This window comes from Bradyrhizobium oropedii, from assembly GCF_020889685.1.
In the GTDB taxonomy this organism is placed as follows: domain Bacteria; phylum Pseudomonadota; class Alphaproteobacteria; order Rhizobiales; family Xanthobacteraceae; genus Bradyrhizobium; species Bradyrhizobium oropedii.
In genome coordinates, this window is sequence record NZ_JACMYO010000009.1 from 48423 (window position 1) to 67539 (window position 19117).

Sequence of the window (19117 nt, forward strand, 5' to 3'; positions counted from 1 at the left end):
AGCGCGCTTTTTTTGTAGAATCTGGCGGTTTCTCCCCGGATTGTCGAATGGCCAAGCGCTCCGAGGCGTTGATAGGCCTGTGTACAATCTGGGGATAACGAGTGATCTGGTACTGCCGCACCAGGATGCCGCAAAGCGACGGAGGAATGCCGTGACGCATTCCGTCGCTGAACGGTGGCCGGCCGCATTACCACTGCATATGGCTGCCGAATACTGCAGCCTGTCGCCCGAGATTTTTAAGGCTGTCTGCCCGGTCAAGCCGATTGAATTTACCCAGTCGTCACGCGGACACCGCTGGCATCGCGGTCGGCTCGATGCCTGGCTTGACACTATCGACCCGAACCAAGGACAGTCGCCAGTTCCACGGCGCAAGATTGGGGACCTGGTCGGTGGTCGAAGTTAAATTGCGCGGTCTGAAGATCGCGACGTCCAAGGGGAAATGGTACGTCTATCGCCGATCGACGGGTGAAGTGCTCGTCAAGGGCTTCAGCGGGACCAAGGCCGCACTTTTGAAGCACATGGCGGGGCCGCACTTCGTCAGGCTCTACAACGCTCCGCGGATCGTCAGAACAGCCACCAAGGACATGGCCAGCGATACCCTGGGCGGCCTGCTTTTTTGGTATACGAACGGCGATATCGATCGCTGCCGTGATGAGCGGGCAAAATTCGTCGTTCCGGAACTGTCTGACAAGGCGCCGGCCGACGCATATCCGAAGTGGCGGAAGCTCGCGAAGGCGACCAGAAAAGACTACCTGGAGGCCTACGATTACCTGCGCGACGCATTCTCAATTCAGTTGGTCGAGATCCAGCAGCCCGACCTTTACGAACTGCGCGACAAATGCGCCAACGAGAAATGGCCGAGATTTGCCGATCAGATGATCGCTGCGCTGTCGAGCGCGTTCAAGCAGGGTGTCAAGCGCGGCAATAAGACCGGGCTGAAATTGAACCCGTGCCTGGGTATGGACAAGGCTCACACGGCAGATCCAAACGCCAACCGCGAATGGTATCCGGAAGAGCTGGCCGTCGCACTTGAGCGCGCGCCGATGGAAATCAAGATCTGCCTAATGCTGGCCAGATACGCCGGGCTGCGCGGTCAGACCGCAGTCGTCGTCAATTGGAAGCAATACCGGGACCATGAGAAGACCGGCAAGGCGATCTACCTGACTACAGCAAAGAACAACGAACAGGCCTTCTTGCCTGCCCTCCCCGAGTTGCAGATCTTCCTGACTGATCTGCGCCGATCGGCGACCTCGACGCTGATTGCGGTCCGCGACGACGGAACACCGTGGGAAAGCGAAACCGACATGCAGACCCGCGTCAGCCATTACCTGCGCGATCTAGAAGCGAAGGGGCTGATCGGCGCGGGAACCACGCTGCACGGCCTGCGCTCGAGCTACGCAGCTTGGTGGAAGCGCATGGGTGCGACCGACCGCGAAATCGCCGACCTTCTCGGCGACAAATCCGAACGCATGGGCGGTCATTACAGCCGCCACGTTGCGCGCGAGGACAACGTCATCCGAGCGTTTGATCGGCTGATGACGAAGAGCTAGAACATGCGCCGCCGAGGGTTACCCGGAACAGAACGAAACCAGATTTGGAAAACCGCCGGGAGATTTTGGAAAACTCTCCGGTCAAAATTGCGAAAAGATCAATAAAATCAATATGCGGACGTGGCGGAACTGGTAGACGCAAGGGACTTAAAATCCCTCGATGGCAACGTCGTGTGGGTTCGAGTCCCACCGCCCGCACCAGCCTTCGCTCGCTTCGCGAGCTACGGCTCGGCAGCCCCGGCAACGCTCTCGTGGCGAAGTGAGCGAAGGGCTGCCCAGCAGAAATCCAGCGGGTGAAGGCGAGCCGTCGCCGACGGCGCCGTGCCTTACGCAAACCGCAGTCCGATCCGCCTGTCCTTCTTCCACGCCACCCGGCAGGTGTGCCTCAGGCCGTCGACGGCGAGGACGAAGCCGTCGGGAAACCACAGCGGCGAGTTGACCTCGATGCAGGCGCCGTGCGGCGAGAGATTCCGGACCGTACAGGGTATCGCTTCGTTGCCGAATTCGATCGCCCCGATTTGAGGATGCGGCGACGTGATCCGGCACGCCGCTCGTCGGACGGCATTGGCGGTTGTGCGCTGGCTGATGCGGGCCTGCTATGGTCGTCGGCCCGTCGGGGGTGATACACAAGCGGTCAGGTTACGACGCAATACTGACGGGAACCTTAAGCGTCGCCAAGCCAATTGGTATGCCAGGACGCTGGCGACGGGCTGAGCGGGCAAGCATCACCACATCGTGTTTCGGGCTGTGGCAGGGTTCACACGCGGCGATCGCCACGTGATGTAGCCTCCCCCGCATTGGAAATTCCGGCCGCATATTTCTCGGCCACGACATTTCGAAATCAATTTTGGTCGGAGATGACGATGTCGATTGCAAGCGACAACGCGCGCGATCATGGCGCCGCGATTCTCGAGCACGGCGACGACGCGGCTCATTGCAGCAACGGTCTCAATGCGCAGACATTCCGTGATGCCACGCCCAACGAGCGCGTGATCTATCGGCGATGGATTCGCGGTGCGATCATGCTGTGCTTCGTGCTGGCGCTTGCCGCAGGAGCGGCCGTCTGGATCAACGGCGGCGGCGGGCAGACGCAGATCACCAGCCTGTCGAGCACGGTCAGCGCAAAATCAGGCCACGCGGATTAGCGAGCACGTTTCGGAACCAGTCCGTCGCATCATTGTTGTCATGCCGCAATTGGAGCATGACGATGCCGAACGACTGTCCATCCGCGCAACGCACCCCGAACCAACGCGATCAGCGCAAGGAGCGCCCCTCCCCGCCGAGCGCGCCACCGAGCGGGCCGCCGCTTCGCGATGGCCTCGAACAAATCCGCGACAGTTATACCTGATAAACAATGGCGAAACGAAAAATGGCCGGGACAAGTCCCGGCCATTTGTTTTGCGTCAAGTCGAGGCTTACTCGGACTTGTCGATGTTCCAGAAGATCGGCGTCGCCGGGCCGTCAAGCACACCGGACAGCGACTTCCGCCAGGCGCTCGGTCCCTGATACTGCCCCAGAGGGATGTAGATCACCTGTTCGTAGGCTTCCTTCTGGATATCGGCCGCGATCTTCTTCTGCTCGTCGAGCGACGGCGCGCGAACGAAGGTATCCTTCAGCTGTTCGATCTTCGGATCGTCGGCCCAGCCGAACCATCCGCCATTCTTGCCCTGGCCGCCAATCGAGAGATTGGCGATCGGGTTGGAGACGTCGGCGCTGACCCAGTTGGTGAAGAACATGTTCCAGCCGCCGTCCTTCGGTGCCTTCTGGCTGGCGCGGCGGGTCACCACGGTCTGCCAGTCGGTCGCCTGCAGATCGACCTTGAAGCCGGCATCGCGCAGTTGCTGAGCAACGACAACCGGCTGCGCCTTGAGCGTGGTGACGTCGCCGGGCGCCATGATGACGATCGGCGTGCCGTCATAGCCCGACTCGGCAAGCGCCTTCTTGGCCGCCGCCATGTCGCCGCCCTTCAGCAGCGTCTCGCCGCCGACCTCGGACGCGAACGGCGTGTCGCAGATGAAGAAGGCGACACAGGTCTTGTAATATTTGGGATTACCGACCAGCGCGTCGAGCACCTGCTTCTGGTTGATCGCCATCAGCGCCGCCTGGCGAACCTTGATGTTGTCGAACGGCGGATAGAGGAAGTTCATCCGGCCGAGCGTCTGGAAGCCGAACTTGTTCAGCGTATCGACCTTCAGGTCCTTGTCGCCCTCGAGGATCGACAACGTATCGAACGAGGGGTTCTCCAGGAAATCGATATCGCCGGATTGCAGCGCGTTCATTGCGGTCTGCGCGTCAGCCATCGTGACCCACTCGACGCGGTCAACCTTCACAACCTTGCCGCCTGCGGTCCAGCTCGCCGGCTCCTTGCGCGGCACGTAGTCCTTGTTCTTGACGTAGACCGCCTTCACGCCCGGCTGGAATTCAGCCTGCACGAATTTGAACGGGCCCGAACCGATCTGTTCCGGGATCGGCTTGTCCGGCGGCGTTTCGGCCAACCGCTTCGGCATCATGAAGGCGACGCGCGACGACGGCTTGCCGATCGAGTCCAGCACCAGGCCGTAGGGCTCCTTCAGCTTCAGGGTGATCGTCTTCGCATCGGTGGCTTCGAGGCTCGCGGTGAAGTCCATCAGCTTCTGGCCCATGCCGTCGACCTTGGCCCAGCGCTTCAACGAAGCGACGCAGTCTTCGGCCGTCACCGGCGTTCCGTCGTGCCACTTCAGGCCGTCACGCAGCGTGAACGTGTAAGTGAGCTTGTCGTCGGACACCTTCCAGTCCGCCATCTGCGGCTGGATCTTGAAGTTGGAATCGGTCGCCACCAGCGTGTCGTAGACCATGTAGCCGTGGTCTCGCGTGATGTAGGCCGTGGTCAGGATCGGATCGATGACGCGCAGATCCGAATGCATCACCGCAGTGATGGTCTTATCCGCGGCCATGGCCTGCGGCGCAAAGGACAATTCGTGCGGTGCGAACGACAGCGCAAGCGCCGACAACGCAACCGCTAAGGTGTGGCGCTTCCAACGCGAGATAGGGAACATGCAATCTCTCCTGACGTGTAACTGGTCAAAGCCGGCTTATTCGTTATGCATGCGGTTCGTTATTTAGGCGAACTAACATGCTGTATGGCTTGTGAAATCGAGACTTGCATCAAGCGCAATGCGCGTCAATCGGTTTCGGGCGCAATCAAACGTATACGAACGAATGAACTACTAGTTCAGCGCATTTGACTTTACAAAGTCCTCGCCCGAGCTTTTCGTACGGTACGCGAACGCGTACCGGCGCAAACAAAACAACAAGAGAGAAAAGAGATGAACCCCGCCAATCTTCCCTTTGATTCCGAAGCGATGCTGCAGGGCCTGCACAGCTGGGTGGAATGCGAGAGCCCGACCTGGGACGCTGCCGCGGTCGAGCGCATGCTCGATCTCGCCGCGCGCGAGATGGCGATCATGGGTGCGACGATCGAACGCATCGCCGGACGCCAGGGCTTTGCGGGCTGTGTCCGCGCCCGTTTTCCCCATCCGAAACAGGGCCAACCCGGCATCCTCATCGCCGGTCATCTGGACACGGTGCACCCCGTTGGCACCATCGAGAAGCTGAAGTGGCGGCGCGACGGCAACAAGTGCTTCGGGCCCGGCATCTTCGACATGAAGGGCGGCAACTATCTGTCGATCGAGGCGATCCGGCAATTGGCCCGCGCCTCCTTCACCACGCCGCTGCCGATCACCGTGCTGTTCACGCCCGATGAAGAAGTCGGCACGCCGTCGACGCGCGACATCATCGAGGCGGAAGCCGCGCGCAACAAATACGTGCTGGTGCCGGAGCCCGGCCGACCAAACAACGGTGTCGTCACCGGCCGTTACGCGATCGCGCGCTTCAATCTGGAAGCAATCGGCAAGCCGAGCCATGCCGGTGCGACGCTGTCCTCCGGCCGTTCCGCGATCCGGGAAATGGCCCGGCAAATCATTGCCATCGACGGCATGACGACCGAGGACTGCACCTTCTCGGTCGGCATCGTGCATGGCGGCCAATGGGTCAATTGCGTCGCAACGACCTGCACCGGCGAAGCGCTCAGCATGGCCAAGCGCCAGGCCGATCTCGACCGCGGCGTCGAACGCATGATCGCGCTGTCCGGCACGGCCAACGACGTGACCTTCAAGGTGACACGCGGCGTCACCCGCCCGGTGTGGGAGCCGGATGCCGGCACGATGGCCTTGTACGAAAAAGCAAAAGGCCTCGCGGCGGCGATGGGCCTCGACCTGCCGCATGGCAACGCCGGCGGCGGATCGGACGGCAACTTCACCGGTGCGATGGGCATCCCCACGCTCGACGGCCTCGGCGTTCGCGGCGCCGATGCACACACGCTCAACGAACATATCGAGGTCGACAGCCTCGCCGAGCGTGGCCGCCTGATGGCGGCACTGCTGGCGACGCTCGACTGACATCGATTGCACTGCACAACACGTTGGCACTGCCGGACCGAAATTTAGCCTTGTCCATTTTTGAGGCTTCGCCTACGGTCCGGCCGTCCAACACGACGATGCGGGAGAGATCGAAGCGGCAACATTCATGTTGTTGGCTTCGGCGCCGACGGAGCAACCGCCCCGGAAACTCTCAGGCAAAAGGACTGTATCGTCAGGACGATCTGGAGAGAGACGAGCATGGCCGCACAGCAAGGGTCATGACGTCCACCGAAGGGGATAGTCTGCTTCCGGGCCCAGGCCCGATGCGGATCAAGCTCTCAGGTACCGTGACAGATGGGGCGCTGAAGCAGCCGGTTTCACCGGCGGTTCGGCGACTCTAACAACACGGGAGCCTGAAGACCAACATGCCACACATTGCGATCATTGGCGCCGGCGTCACCGGCGTGACGACGGCCTATGCCCTGCTCGAACGCGGCTACAGCGTGACTGTCCTCGACAGGCATCGCTACGCTGCGATGGAAACCTCGTTCGCCAATGGTGGACAGCTGTCTGCCAGCAACGCCGAAGTCTGGAATAGCGCCGCCACCATTCTGAAGGGGCTGCGCTGGATGCTCAGGAGCGACGCGCCGCTGCTGATGAATCCGAAGCCGAGCTGGCACAAATATTCCTGGATCGGCGAGTTCATAGGCGGCATCACGCGCTATCGCAGCAACACCATCGAGACCACGCGGCTCGCAATCGAAGCGCGCAAGCATCTGTTCTCGATCGCGCAGCGCGAAAATATCGCCTTTGATCTCGAACGCCGCGGCATCCTGCACGTCTATCACGACAAGGCCGGCTTCGACGCGGGCCTACGGGTCAACACGCTGCTGCAACAAGGCGGGCTCGACCGCCGGCCGGTGACATCAGACGAAATCCGCAACCTCGAACCCGCGCTGCAGACGACCTGCTATGGCGGCTTCTTCACGCCGTCGGATGCGACCGGCGATATCCACAAGTTCACCCGCGGCCTCGCCGACGCCTGCGCCCGCCGCGGCGCGACCTTTGTCCACGAGGCCGATGTCGACACGATCGCGCGCAGTGATGAAGGCTTCCGCATCGGCTGGACCGAAGCCGCCTCCCATGAGGCCGATGTCGTGACACGACATGAGTTGAACGCGGACGGAATCGTCATTTGCGCCGGCGTCGCGAGCCGCCATTTCGCAAGCCTGCTCAACGACCGCGTCAACATCTATCCGGTGAAGGGCTACTCGATCACCGTACAGCTCGATGCGCCGCAAAGCCGGGACGCTGCACCAACCGTCAGCCTGCTCGACGAAGCAGCGAAGATCGTGACCAGCCGGCTCGGCGCCGATCGCTTCCGTGTCGCCGGCACCGCAGAGTTCAACGGCTTCAACCGCGACATTCGCGCCGACCGCATCCAGCCGCTGGTGGACTGGGTACGTCATCATTTCCCTGACATCGACACCTCGAAAGTCGTGCCGTGGGCGGGGCTGCGCCCGATGATGCCGAACATGATGCCGGTGGTTCGCGCCGGACGGATTCCGGGCGTGTTCTACAACACCGGCCACGGGCATCTCGGCTGGACGCTGTCAGCCGCGACGGCACAGATGGTGGCGGGGGCGATCGACGATTGGCGCGACCTCGACACGCCCTCGATGGTGCCGTCGGAGGTCGAGACGGCCGAGCCCACCCACGCAGCTTTCCTCTGAATATCCGGCCGGAGAGGAAGAATATGAGCGCATTTACCTGTGGCCAAGTCGGAATTCGCCGAGAAACACCGCGTGATAGGAACTAGCGTCACCATGGGGAAAAACGTTTCATCGCGGGAGGGGACAATGCGCATAGGGGTAGCGGGCACGCATGGCATTGCGGCCCGGCGCGGGATACTGGACGGCAATTGTGCCGACGGCGCCTCCGTGCGTCGCCTTTCCGAAATTGTCAAAGCTCAGCTTCTGGCTCCACGAAGGGCCGGACATGACAACTGATACGTTGACCAAACCGGATCAGATTGCCGCTGAGCTGTGCGCGGCCGTTGATCGAAACTTCGATGATCAGATCGCATTCCTGTCGCGCATGGTGCAGTTCCGCAGCCTGCGCGGACAGGAAGCACCGCAACAACATTGGCTGGCCGAGCAATTCGCAAAGCGCCGTTACGACGTCGATGCGTTCAGCCTTGCGGACGTCGATCTGATGAGCCATCCGAAAGCCGCACCAATGGACGGCATCGATCTTGCCGGATCGCGGCAGGTCGTTGCCACGCTCAACAGCAATGGCGGCGGCCGCAGCCTGATCTTGCAGGGTCATATCGACGTGGTGCCGGAGGGGCCCGCTGACCTTTGGGACCAACCGCCGTTCTCGGCGGCCGTGCGCGACGGCTGGATGTTCGGGCGTGGCGCGCAAGACATGAAGGCCGGTGTCTCAGCGATGATCTTCGCGCTCGATGCGATCCGCGATGCCGGCTATGCGCCGGGCGGGCGCGTCCATCTGCAGACCGTCACCGAGGAGGAGAGCACCGGCAACGGCGCATTGTCGACCCTGATGCGCGGCTATCGCGCGGACGCGTGCCTGATTCCCGAACCAACCGGACACACGCTCACGCGCGCCCAGGTCGGCGCCGTCTGGTTTCGCCTGCGCGTACGCGGCACGCCGGTGCATGTCGCCTATTCCGAGGCCGGCACGAGCGCGATCCTGTCGGCGATGCATCTCGTGCGCGCGTTCCAGGACTACACCAAAACGCTCAATGCCAGGGCGCTCGACAACAGCTGGTTCCGCGGCGTCAAGAATCCGATCAAGTTCAACGTCGGGATTATCAAGGGCGGCGATTGGGCGAGCTCGACCGCGGCCTGGTGTGAGCTGGATTGCCGGCTCGGTCTGCTGCCGGGCGAGACACCGCAGCAGGCGATGCGTGGCATCGAGGAATGCCTGGCCGAGGCGCACAAGGCCGACGACTTCCTGTCCGACAATCCGGCCGAGCTCGTGTGGAGCGGCTTTCAGGCCGACGCAGCGGTGTGCGAGCCTAGCAGCGAAGCGGAAGCAGCTCTGTCGGCAGCCCATCATTCCATCTTCCAGGCTCCAATGCAGGAGCGGCTGTCGACGGCCGTCAACGACACCCGCTACTATTGCGTCGATTACGGCATCCCTGCACTTTGCTATGGTCCTTACGGTGTCGGCCCACACGCATTCAACGAACGTGTCGAGCTCGACAGCCTTCGCAAGACAACGCAGAGCATCGCACTGTTCGTCGCCAACTGGTGCGGCGTGATGAGAGCATGAATGGACTTGTCGCTTCAGATCGGTGGCACGTCACGACAAGTGCAATTCGAAATAGCAGCTTCAGACCAAGGGAGGCCTCCAACGGCCAGAACCGCGCCTTGATATAACGTCGCCATTGGCACAGTATTTGCCTGCAAATTCATCACGTTCGCGCTGGCTTTGAGACAACACGCAGAAGCGCATGAGACACATCACGGGGACACCATGAGTATGATGCGGCCCAGCCCTCGCTTCGCACCATCTGACGGCAGGAGATAGCAGCGATGATCGGCTATCTCATCCGCCGCATCCTCGCCGCCGTTCCCGTGATGGGCGTGGTGGCTTTGTTCGTGTTCCTGTTGCTGCGGCTGACGCCGGGCGATCCCGCCGCCATCCTCGCCGGCGACAATGCGACGCCTGAACAGCTCGATCGCATCAGGACCTCGCTTGGCCTCAACGAGCCGATCTACATCCAGTTCTACACCTGGGTCGCCAAGCTGCTGCACGGTGATCTCGGCGTGTCCCTGATCTCGAACAAGCCGATCCTCGAGATGATCGGCCCGCGCCTCGAGCCGTCGATCTCGGTCGCGCTGGCCACCATGATCCTCTCGATCCTGGTCGCGGTGCCGCTCGGCGTGATCGCAGCGTGGAAGCATGGAACCTGGATCGACCGCTGCGTGATGGGACTTTCGGTGCTCGGCTTCTCCGTGCCGGTGTTCGTGATCGGTTACGTGCTGATCCAGGTGTTTGCGATCGATCTGCGCTGGGTGCCGGTGCAGGGCTTCAAGAGCATCTCGGCCGGCTTCGGCCCGTTCTTCGAGCGCATCATCCTGCCGACCTGCACCCTCTCCTTCATCTATGTCGCGCTGATCGCACGCATGACACGGGCCTCGATGCTCGATGTGCTGGGTGAGGATTACGTGCGCACGGCGCGCGCCAAGGGCATCAGCGAAACCGGCGTGCTGCTGCGCCATGCGCTGCGCAACGCCGCGGTTCCGGTCATCACCGTGATCGGTTCCGGTTTCGCGCTGCTGATTTCGGGCGTCGTCGTCACCGAGAGCGTGTTCAACCTGCCCGGCATCGGCCGCCTCACCGTCGATGCGGTGCTGGCGCGCGACTATCCGGTGATCCAAGCCATGATCCTTTTGACATCGGGTATCTATGTCGCGGTCAATCTCCTGATCGACCTCGCTTACACCCTGCTCGATCCTCGTATCCGGTACTGAGCAATGGCGATCGAAACCCTTCCCGAATCCTCCATCCCCGTCACCCGGCCGTTCCGCGTCAAGTTCGGCTTCCTGGCGTCGACGCCGATCATCGCGGTTGCGACGATCTGCCTCGTCCTGATCATCCTGATGGCGATCTTTGCACCGCTGCTCGCGCCGCACGATCCGCTGTTGCTGACGCCATCGCAGCGGCTGAAGCCGTCGAGCGCGCAATACCTGCTCGGCACCGACGCCTATGGACGCGACCTGCTGTCGCGCGTCATCTACGGCGCACGGATCTCGCTGTTGATCGGGCTCGGCGCCGCCGTCTGCTCGATCGCCATCGGGCTCCTGATCGGCCTCGTCGCCGGCTTCTTCCGCTGGGTCGACGCGGTGATGATGCGCGTGATGGACGGCTTGATGGCGATCCCCGCCATCCTGCTCGCGATCGCTGTGGTGTCGCTGTCCGGCGCCAGCATCTGGACCGTGATGGTCGCAATCACCATCCCCGAGATCCCGCGCGTGGCGCGGCTGGTGCGCTCGGTGGTGCTGACCGCGCGCGAGGAGCCCTATGTCGAGGCCGCGATCTCGCTCGGCTCGAGCCTGCCGAAAATCATGTGGCGGCATTTGATGCCGAACACGATCGCGCCGCTGATCGTGCAAGGCACTTATGTCTGCGCATCCGCGATCCTGACCGAGGCGATCCTGTCGTTCCTCGGCGCCGGCATCTCGCCGGAAACGCCGACCTGGGGCAACATCATGGCCGAGGGCCGTGCCTATTTCCAGGTCAAGCCGTCGCTGATCTTCTGGCCGGGGCTCTTGCTCTCGATCGCCATTCTCAGCGTCAACCTGATCGGCGACGCCGCGCGCGACGCGCTCGATCCCCGCATGAAACAGCGTGAGGGCAAGTGACCACAACCAGCTCTTCCAACGTCGTCCTCGACATCAACAATCTCGTCGTCGGTCTCGGCCGCAAGGCTGACGCGCACCGCATCATCGACGACCTGTCGCTGCAGGTGCGCGAGGGCGAGACGCTCTGCCTTGTCGGCGAAAGCGGCTCGGGCAAGTCGGTGACCTCTTTGACCACGATGGGCCTGCTGCAGAAGGGCACACTGGTGCCGTCCGGCGGCAGCGTCAAACTGGTCGGCGAGGAACTGCTCACCGCGACCGACCGGCGGCTGCGCCAGCTGCGCGCGACGCGGATGGCGATGATCTTTCAGGAGCCGATGACCGCGCTCAACCCCGTGGTGCCGGTCGGCCGCCAGATCGACGAGGTGCTACGCGCCCATACCGATCTCGACGCCCGCGCACGCCGTCAGAAGATCCTGGCGATGATGGAGCATGTGCGGCTGCCGGACGTGCAGCGCATCTTCTCCTCCTACCCCCACCGCCTCTCCGGCGGTCAGCGTCAGCGCATCATGATCGCGATGGCGCTGGTGCTCGAACCAAAACTGCTGATCGCGGACGAGCCGACCACCGCGCTCGACGTCACCACCCAGAAGCAGATCCTCACTTTGATCCGCGACCTGCAACGCGATCACGGCACAGCTGTTCTGTTCATCACCCACGACATGGGCGTGGTGGCCGAGATCGCCGACCGCGTCGCGGTGATGCGGCACGGCCGGCTGGTCGAGACCGGCCAGCTGCAAGATGTGCTGCGCAACCCGACGATGGAGTACACCCGCAACCTGCTGTCCGCGGTGCCGAGCCTCGTGCCGCGCGCGCCGCGGCCGGAGACGAAGGAACCGGTGGTGCTGGAAGCCAACGAGCTCAGCAAGGTCTACCGGGAGCGGTCGCTGTACGGCAAAGCCCGCGAGGTCGCCGCCGCCAGCAACGTCACCCTCACTCTGCGCAAGGGCCGCACGCTCGGCATCGTCGGCGAAAGCGGTTCGGGCAAATCGACGGTGGCGCGTTGCATCGTCCGCCTGATCGATCCGACCTCCGGCGGGGTGCGGCTCGTCGGCCGCGAGATCTCAGACCTGTCGCGCCGGCTGTTGCAGCCGCATCGCCAGAAGATCCAGATCATCTTCCAGGACCCCTACCGCTCGCTCAATCCACGCGTCACCGTCGGCGAGAGCATCGCGGAAGGCCCGGTCAATTACGGCATGCCGCGCAAGGATGCGCTGGCGCGGGCCCGCGAGCTGCTCGAGCTCGTCCACCTGCCGCCTGACGCGATCTCGCGCTATCCGCACCAGTTCTCCGGCGGACAGCGTCAGCGCATCGCGATCGCGCGCGCGCTGGCGCTCGATCCCGACGTGCTGGTGGCAGATGAGGCGGTGTCCGCGCTCGACGTCTCGGTGCAGGCGCAGGTTCTGAATCTGCTCGACGAAATCCAGCGACGGCTCGGCATCGCGCTGTTGTTCATCACGCATGATTTGCGCGTCGCTGCACAAATCTGCGACGACGTCGCCGTGATGCAACATGGCCGCGTCGTGGAACAGGGACCGGCGGCCGAGGTGCTGACCAATCCGCAGCAGGCCTACACCCGTGCGCTGCTCGAGGCTGCGCCCGGGCGCGGCTGGGATTTTGCGAATTTCCGCCCGGTTTCGGAATGCATTGTGGCAACGGCCTAGGTCTTTAGACTTAACTTCGCGACGGACCTTTGGGCCTTTCAATACGCCCATAGGGCATGCAAATCCGGAGGTGCTCCCTGGCTTGCGCTTGGCGCGACGACACGCTTAACGTCGCGCGCTAGAGCGTGGGCCGGAAGGTGGACACCGGTTCGCCGGAAGATCGCGCTCAAACCAACGAAACGAGACCATGGTGCGAACCATTCCGATCGCGTCATGATCGAAGAAACGTATCGAGACCAACTTGATGACCCGCATTGCCGTTGGCGGCTTCCTGCACGAGACCAACACCTTCGCACCGACGAAGGCAACCTATGACGACTTCGTGCACGGCGGCGGCTGGCCGTCGATGACGCGTGGCGCCGACGTGCTCAAGGTCATGCGCAAGATCAATGCCGGCCTCGCCGGCTTCGTCGAGGCGGCGGAAGCCAATGGCTGGGAGCTGGTGCCGACGATTGCGGCCGGCGCGACCCCGTCGGCACATGTGACGAAGGATGCCTTCGAGCGGATCGTCAAGGACATGATCGATGGCATCGTCGCGGCCGGGCCGATCGATGCCGTCTATCTCGACCTGCACGGCGCGATGGTCACCGAGCACTATGACGACGGCGAAGGCGAAATCCTCGCCCGCGTGCGTAAGGCGATCGGCAAGGACATTCCGCTGGTCGCAAGCCTTGATCTGCATGCGAACGTCTCACCCGAGATGGTCGAACATGCCGATGCGCTGATCGCCTACCGGACCTATCCGCATGTCGACATGGCCGACACCGGCCGCGCCTGCGCCAGGCATTTGGCGTTGTTGCTCAAATCCAGGCAACGTCTCGCAAAGGCATTCCGGCAATTGCCGTTCCTGATCGCGATCAGTTGGCAGTGCACCAACGACCAGCCGGCCAGGGCCATCTATCAGAAGCTTGCGGCGCTCGAGAGCGACGCGGTTCCGACGCTTTCTTTTGCGTTCGGCTTCCCGGCCGCCGATATCAGGGACTGCGGCCCGAGCATATTCGCCTATGGCCGGACCCAGGCCGATGCCGACGCCGCAGCCGACAGCATCGCCGCACTGGTCGAAAGCCACGAGAACGATTTCGACGGTCCGATCTATTCGCCCGATGAGGGCGTGCGCCTTGCAATGGAGCTCGCGGCATCGGCCTCGAAGCCGATCGTGATCGCCGACACCCAGGACAATCCCGGCGCCGGCGGCGATTCCGATACCACCGGCATGCTGCGCGCGCTGGTGCGCAACGGAGCCAGCGCCGCCACCGGCGTGATCTGCGACCCGCAATCGGCGCGGGCTGCGCATGCGGCCGGCGTCGGCGCGACGGTCACGCTCGATCTCGGCGGCAAGTCCGGTATTCCCGGCGATGCGCCTTACAGGGAAACCTTCGTCGTCGAGAAGCTCTCGGACGGCAGGTTCGTCGCGCCCGGGCCATTCTACGGCGGCCGGGACATGGACATGGGACCCTCGGCCTGCCTGCGGGTCGGCAACGTCCGCGTCGTCGTCGGCTCCTACAAGGCCCAGCTTGCCGACCAGGCGATGTACCGCTATGTCGGCATCGAGCCGACCGCGCAGAAGATCCTGGTCAACAAGAGTTCGGTGCATTTCCGCGCCGATTTCGAGCCGATCGCCGAGAAACTGCTGATCTGCGCCGCCCCCGGCGCGATGCCGGCCGATACCGCCACACTGCCGTGGAAACATTTGCGGCCCGGCATTCGTATCAAGCCTAACGGCCCGACTTTCACCCCCACCTCCCCTTCACGCACAAACGGATAGAGACCATGCCGACCATTGAGCGCATCGACAGTTTTGCCGACGAACTCACCGCCATCAGACGGGATCTGCATGCGCATCCCGAGATCGGCTTCGAGGAGGTCCGTACCTCCGGCATCGTCGCCGACAGGCTGACGAGCTGGGGCATCGAGGTGCATCGCGGCCTCGGCGGCACCGGCGTGGTCGGCGTGCTCAAGGGCAAGGGCAACAGCACCAAGAAGATCGGCCTGCGCGCCGACATGGACGCGCTGCCGATGGAAGAAAACACCAATCTGAAGTGGCGTTCGACAATTCCCGGCCGTTTCCATGGCTGCGGCCATGACGCCCACACCACGATGCTGCTCGGCACGGCGCGCTATCTCGCCGAGACCCGCAATTTCGACGGCACGGTGCACTTCATCTTCCAACCGGCCGAGGAAGGCCTCGGCGGCGCCCGCGCCATGATCAAGGACGGGCTGTTCAAGCAGTTCCCCTGCGACGAGGTCTATGGCCTGCACAACGCGCCCGACCTGAACCATGGCGAGATCGCGATCCTGCCGGGCCCGGCAATGGCCGCCGCCGACTTCTTCGACATCAAGATCCAGGGCTATGGCGCCCATGGCGCGATGCCGGAACGCTCCAAGGACGCGGTGGTGATCGCGATGACGCTTGGACAGGCGCTGCAGTCGATCGTCAGCCGCAACGTCGATCCGCTGCAGGCAGCGGTGCTGTCGATCACCCAGATCCATTCCGGTTCGGCTTACAACGTCATTCCCGGGGACGCTTGGATGTGCGGCACGGTGCGCTGTTTCTCCGAGGAGATCCGCGCGCTGATCCGCAAGCGCATGCGCGAAATCTGTGCCGGCTTTGCCGCCGCATATGACGCCGAAATCTCGGTTGAGATCCGCGACGGCTTCAGCGTGCTGGTCAATCAGGAGGAGCAGTCCCGTGTCGTCGAGGAAGTCGCACGCACGGTGGTCGATCCCGCCAAGGTGATCACCCGCTCGACGCCCAAGATGGGCAGCGAGGATTTCGCAGACATGATGCAGGCCGTTCCCGGTGCGTATTTCTGGGTCGGCCATGACGGTTCAGTGCCCGTGCACAATCCCGGTTACGTTCTCGACGACAAGATCCTGCCGATCGGCGCCAGCATGTTCGCCCGCATCATCGAGAAACGCATGCCGGCAGGTGCGCATGCATAAGCTGAAAGGGGACGCCATCACGTCGCTGCACGATCTCTCGGCCGTCGACCTGCTCGCCGGCTATCGTGCCAAGCAGTTCTCCCCGTCCGAGGTGCTGGAGGAAATCATCTCCCAGGTCGCAACCTGGGAGCCGCAAATCAAGGCGCTCTATCTGTATGACCCCGACGAGGCGCGGAAGGTCGCCAAGACCTCGACCGAGCGATGGCAGCAGGCCGAGCCGGCCGGCACGCTTGACGGCGTGCCCGTCACCATCAAGGACAACGTCGCGACCAAGGGGCAGCCGGTGCCGCTGGGTGCGGCGAGCGTCAAGCTTGCGCCGGCGGAAAAGGATGCGCCACCTGCCGCGCGGTTGCGCGAAGCGGGCTGCGTGATCTTCTCCAAGACCACGATGCCGGACTACGGCATGCTGTCGTCGGGGCTGTCGTCGTTCCATCCCCTCACCCGCAATCCCTGGGATGTCAGCAAGAACCCCGGCGGCTCGAGCTCCGGCGCGGGCGCGGCCGGTGCTGCCGGCTACGGCCCACTGCATCTCGGCACCGATATCGGCGGCTCGGTGCGGCTGCCGGCCAGCTGGTGCGGCCTCGTCGCGCTGAAGCCGAGCCTCGGCCGCGTGCCGATCGACCCGCCCTATGTCGGCCGCGTCGCGGGGCCGATGACCCGCACCGTCGACGACGCCGCTCTGATGATGAGCGTGCTGTCGCGCCCTGATCGCCGCGACGGCATGAGCCTGCCGGCGCTCGAGGTGAACTGGAAGGCGCTGGAGAAGTCGCCGCGCAAGCTGCGCATCGGGCTGATGCTGGATGCCGGATCCGGCCAGAAGGTCGAGAAGGAGGTTCGCGAGGTCGTCGTCAAGGCGGCGAAGGCGTTCGAGTCCGCCGGCGCCGTCATCACCGAGATCGACGGCATCCTGACGCCTGAGATGCTCGAGGGGCTCGACAATTTCTGGCGTGCGCGGACCTGGGACGAGCTGTCGAAATTGTCGCAAGCCGATCGCGGCAAGACCCTGCCCTATATCCTCAACTGGGCCGAGGCCGGCGCAAAACTCTCCGGCGTCGACGTGGTGCGCGGCTTCAACCAGACGATGGCGATCCGCGCGGCCGCGGCAAAGCTGTTCTGCGAGGTCGATTACGTGATCTCGCCGGTGTCGCCGGTCGTGAACTTCCCGGCGGAGTTCGCAGCACCGCTCAACGACCCGGCAAAGCCGTTCGAGCACATCTGCTTTACCGTGCCGTGGAATATGTCGGAGAATCCAGCGCTGTCGATCAACGGCGGCTATGACAAGAAGGGTTTTCCGATCGGTGTCCAGATCATCGGCCGCCGTTTCGACGACATCGGCGTGCTCGGCATGGGCAAGGCGTTCGAAAGCCTGCGCGGCCCGCAGAAGCCGTGGCCGATACCGCCGAAGAAGTAGCGCCTCAACGCAAGTCAGGATGCGCGGAGCGACGCCGCGCATCCGACTTCTTCACAAGGGATGATTGCCGGGTTAACTGAATGGAGACGCGCGCCTGCGCCGTTCATTCAAGAAAACCGAGAGGAAATCATCCCCATGGCGTATGAGACGATCAAGTACGAGGTCGCCGAGCAGATCCTGACCATCACGCTGAACCGGCCCGACAAGCTCAACGCCTTCAACGCCACGATGCAGCAGGAGCTGATCGACGCGTTCGACAAAGCCGACAAGGACGACGAGGTCAGGGCGATCATCGTGACCGGTGAAGGCCGCGGCTTCTGCGCCGGCGCCGACCTCTCCTCCGGCGCCAACACGTTCGACCGCGATGCGCGGCGCGGCCCGGTCAAGCGCAATGCCGACGGCAGCGTCGACTACAGCGATCCGCAGGTGCGCGATGGTGGCGGCCAGGTGACGCTGCGCATCTTCAAATGCCTGAAGCCGGTCATCGCCGCGGTGAACGGTCCGGCGGTCGGCATCGGCGTCACGATGCAGCTTGCGATGGATATCCGCATCGCGTCTGAGGCCGCGCGCTTCGGCTTCGTGTTCTCCCAGCGCGGCATCGTACCGGAGGCCGCGTCGAGCTGGTTCCTGCCGCGCATCGTCGGCATCTCGCAGGCGCTGGAGTGGTGCTACTCGGGCCGCGTGTTCCCGGCACAGGAAGCGCTCGCCGGCCGGCTCGTCAGCAAGGTGGTGCCGCCGGACCAGCTGTTGCCGACCGCGCGCGCGCTCGCCAAGGAGTTCGCGGCCAAGACCGCGCCGGTGTCGGTGGCGCTGATCCGCCAGATGATGTGGCGCATGCTGGGCGCCGACGATCCGATGGAAGCGCACAAGGTCGACAGCCGCGGCATCTATGCCCGCGGCCGCTCCGAGGACGTCAAGGAAGGCGTGGTGTCGTTCCTGGAAAAGCGCCCGGCGCAGTTCAAGAACAAGGTGTCGTCGGACATGCCCGACTATTTCCCGTGGTGGCAAGAGCGCGACTATAAGTGAGCGAACGGCGTCACCCGGCGTCGACATCTGACGGCGTCGTCCTGCTGCACGGCATCAGCAGGACGGCGCGCTCGTTTCGCAGGATGGAGCTGGCGCTCGGCGATGCCGGCTTTGCCACCCTCAATCTCGACTATGACAGCCGACGCAAGCCACTTGATGCGCTGGCAGAGGACATCCACTCCTCGCTCGATCCGTTCGCGCGCAGCCTCGACGGCTCCGTGCATTTCGTCTGCCATTCGATGGGCGGTCTGCTGGCACGCGTCTATCTGGCAAGATATCGCCCGGCGCGGCTCGGCCGCGTCGTGATGCTGGGCACGCCGAATGGCGGCAGCGAGATCGCCGATCGCCTGAAAAACCTCGCTGCCTATCGCGCCTTGTTCGGCCCAGCCGGCCAGCAGCTCGTCACCCGCCGCGATGCCGCGACGAGCGCGCTGCTGCCGGCGATCGATTATCCGGCCGGGATCATCGCCGGCAACCGCTCGGTCTATCCGATCACATCGATGGGCCTGCCGCGGCCGCATGACGGCCGGGTGTCGGTCGCCAACACCAGGCTCGACGGCATGGCCGACCACATCGTGATCCGCACCTCGCATCCCTGGCTGGTGCGTAACGCCGAGGCGATCGCGCAGACGATTGCGTTCTTGAAAGGCGGGAATTTCACAAAATCGTAGGGTGGATTAGCGAAGCGTAATCCACCGCTTCTCGGCAGACGCGGCGGGTTACGCCTTACGGCTAA

At 63.5% G+C, this 19117-nt stretch carries 15 protein-coding genes, 1 tRNA gene and 2 riboswitches; of the genes, 14 read left to right on the forward strand and 2 right to left on the reverse strand.

All coding sequences use genetic code 11. The features are described from left to right. Nucleotides 1-389: 389 nt before the first annotated feature. Nucleotides 390-1550: a tyrosine-type recombinase/integrase gene (locus H8A95_RS04725; protein WP_229182141.1), complete on the forward strand. Its 1161-nt coding sequence runs from the start codon at nucleotides 390-392 to the stop codon at nucleotides 1548-1550. Between the two features lie 114 nt (nucleotides 1551-1664). Beyond that, nucleotides 1665-1751 (forward strand) — tRNA-Leu (locus H8A95_RS04730). 125 nt (nucleotides 1752-1876) lie between these two features. Here the strand turns inward: H8A95_RS04730 and H8A95_RS04735 are convergent. Then, on the reverse strand, nucleotides 1877-2137 hold the full coding sequence (locus H8A95_RS04735) for a PilZ domain-containing protein (RefSeq protein WP_338027776.1): 261 nt from the start codon (nucleotides 2135-2137) through the stop codon (nucleotides 1877-1879). Nucleotides 2138-2413: 276 nt separating this feature from the next. On the opposite strand from H8A95_RS04735, the gene H8A95_RS04740 reads away from it, so the two are divergent. Beyond that, a complete protein-coding gene (locus tag H8A95_RS04740; RefSeq protein WP_229182142.1) occupies nucleotides 2414-2695 on the forward strand; it encodes a hypothetical protein in 282 nt (93 codons plus the stop codon). Between the two features lie 270 nt (nucleotides 2696-2965). Here the strand turns inward: H8A95_RS04740 and H8A95_RS04745 are convergent, their stop codons facing one another. Next, nucleotides 2966-4585: an ABC transporter substrate-binding protein gene (locus H8A95_RS04745; RefSeq protein ID WP_229182143.1), complete on the reverse strand. Its 1620-nt coding sequence runs from the start codon at nucleotides 4583-4585 to the stop codon at nucleotides 2966-2968. Nucleotides 4586-4855: 270 nt separating this feature from the next. Here H8A95_RS04745 and H8A95_RS04750 point away from each other — a divergent pair, with 270 nt between their 5' ends. The 11 genes from H8A95_RS04750 (at nucleotide 4856) to H8A95_RS04800 (ending at nucleotide 19052) form a co-directional block, all read left to right on the forward strand. Further along, nucleotides 4856-5986, forward strand: a complete 1131-nt coding sequence (locus H8A95_RS04750; RefSeq protein ID WP_229182144.1) for a M20/M25/M40 family metallo-hydrolase — start codon at nucleotides 4856-4858, stop codon at nucleotides 5984-5986. Nucleotides 5987-6077: 91 nt separating this feature from the next. Beyond that, nucleotides 6078-6184: riboswitch (glycine riboswitch) on the forward strand. Between the two features lie 3 nt (nucleotides 6185-6187). After that, nucleotides 6188-6303, forward strand: a riboswitch (glycine riboswitch). Between the two features lie 69 nt (nucleotides 6304-6372). Then, entirely contained in the window at nucleotides 6373-7680 is a 1308-nt protein-coding gene (locus tag H8A95_RS04755) for a D-amino acid dehydrogenase (RefSeq protein ID WP_229182145.1), read from the forward strand. Between the two features lie 265 nt (nucleotides 7681-7945). Beyond that, on the forward strand, nucleotides 7946-9244 hold the full coding sequence (locus tag H8A95_RS04760; RefSeq protein WP_229182146.1) for an ArgE/DapE family deacylase: 1299 nt from the start codon (nucleotides 7946-7948) through the stop codon (nucleotides 9242-9244). A 263-nt stretch (nucleotides 9245-9507) separates the two neighbouring features. Continuing rightward, nucleotides 9508-10449: an ABC transporter permease gene (locus tag H8A95_RS04765; RefSeq protein ID WP_229182147.1), complete on the forward strand. Its 942-nt coding sequence runs from the start codon at nucleotides 9508-9510 to the stop codon at nucleotides 10447-10449. A gap of 3 nt (nucleotides 10450-10452) precedes the next feature. After that, nucleotides 10453-11340 (forward strand): ABC transporter permease, encoded by an 888-nt coding sequence (locus H8A95_RS04770; RefSeq protein ID WP_176530408.1) that lies wholly within the window; start codon nucleotides 10453-10455, stop codon nucleotides 11338-11340. Continuing rightward, the gene (locus H8A95_RS04775; RefSeq protein ID WP_229182148.1) at nucleotides 11337-13001 is read left to right on the forward strand and encodes an ABC transporter ATP-binding protein; all 1665 of its coding nucleotides are present in this window, start codon (nucleotides 11337-11339) and stop codon (nucleotides 12999-13001) included. Before H8A95_RS04770 ends, H8A95_RS04775 begins: the two co-directional genes overlap by 4 nt. Before the next feature lie 244 nt (nucleotides 13002-13245). Beyond that, nucleotides 13246-14766: a M81 family metallopeptidase gene (locus tag H8A95_RS04780; RefSeq protein ID WP_229182149.1), complete on the forward strand. Its 1521-nt coding sequence runs from the start codon at nucleotides 13246-13248 to the stop codon at nucleotides 14764-14766. Nucleotides 14767-14771: 5 nt separating this feature from the next. Then, entirely contained in the window at nucleotides 14772-15944 is a 1173-nt protein-coding gene (locus tag H8A95_RS04785) for a M20 aminoacylase family protein (protein ID WP_229182150.1), read from the forward strand. Beyond that, nucleotides 15937-17355: an amidase gene (locus H8A95_RS04790; RefSeq protein ID WP_229182151.1), complete on the forward strand. Its 1419-nt coding sequence runs from the start codon at nucleotides 15937-15939 to the stop codon at nucleotides 17353-17355. Before H8A95_RS04785 ends, H8A95_RS04790 begins: the two co-directional genes overlap by 8 nt. 135 nt (nucleotides 17356-17490) lie before the next feature. Then, complete coding sequence (locus H8A95_RS04795; protein ID WP_229182152.1) at nucleotides 17491-18381, forward strand: crotonase/enoyl-CoA hydratase family protein; 891 nt, start codon at nucleotides 17491-17493, stop codon at nucleotides 18379-18381. Next, a complete protein-coding gene (locus H8A95_RS04800) occupies nucleotides 18378-19052 on the forward strand; it encodes an alpha/beta hydrolase (RefSeq protein WP_229182153.1) in 675 nt (224 codons plus the stop codon). Before H8A95_RS04795 ends, H8A95_RS04800 begins: the two co-directional genes overlap by 4 nt. Nucleotides 19053-19117: the final 65 nt, after the last annotated feature.

Excerpts from the sequence above, each read along its gene's own strand:
- H8A95_RS04790 (WP_229182151.1), top strand. The coding sequence starts at position 15,937 with ATGCATAAGCTGAAAGGGGACGCCATCACGTCGCTGCACGATCTCTCG.
- H8A95_RS04765 (WP_229182147.1), top strand. The coding sequence starts at position 9,508 with ATGATCGGCTATCTCATCCGCCGCATCCTCGCCGCCGTTCCCGTGATG.
- H8A95_RS04745 (WP_229182143.1), bottom strand. The coding sequence starts at position 4,585 with ATGTTCCCTATCTCGCGTTGGAAGCGCCACACCTTAGCGGTTGCGTTG.
- H8A95_RS04795 (WP_229182152.1), top strand. The coding sequence starts at position 17,491 with ATGGCGTATGAGACGATCAAGTACGAGGTCGCCGAGCAGATCCTGACC.
- H8A95_RS04760 (WP_229182146.1), top strand. The coding sequence starts at position 7,946 with ATGACAACTGATACGTTGACCAAACCGGATCAGATTGCCGCTGAGCTG.
- H8A95_RS04750 (WP_229182144.1), top strand. The coding sequence starts at position 4,856 with ATGAACCCCGCCAATCTTCCCTTTGATTCCGAAGCGATGCTGCAGGGC.
- H8A95_RS04755 (WP_229182145.1), top strand. The coding sequence starts at position 6,373 with ATGCCACACATTGCGATCATTGGCGCCGGCGTCACCGGCGTGACGACG.
- H8A95_RS04740 (WP_229182142.1), top strand. The coding sequence starts at position 2,414 with ATGTCGATTGCAAGCGACAACGCGCGCGATCATGGCGCCGCGATTCTC.
- H8A95_RS04770 (WP_176530408.1), top strand. The coding sequence starts at position 10,453 with ATGGCGATCGAAACCCTTCCCGAATCCTCCATCCCCGTCACCCGGCCG.
- H8A95_RS04785 (WP_229182150.1), top strand. The coding sequence starts at position 14,772 with ATGCCGACCATTGAGCGCATCGACAGTTTTGCCGACGAACTCACCGCC.
- H8A95_RS04780 (WP_229182149.1), top strand. The coding sequence starts at position 13,246 with ATGACCCGCATTGCCGTTGGCGGCTTCCTGCACGAGACCAACACCTTC.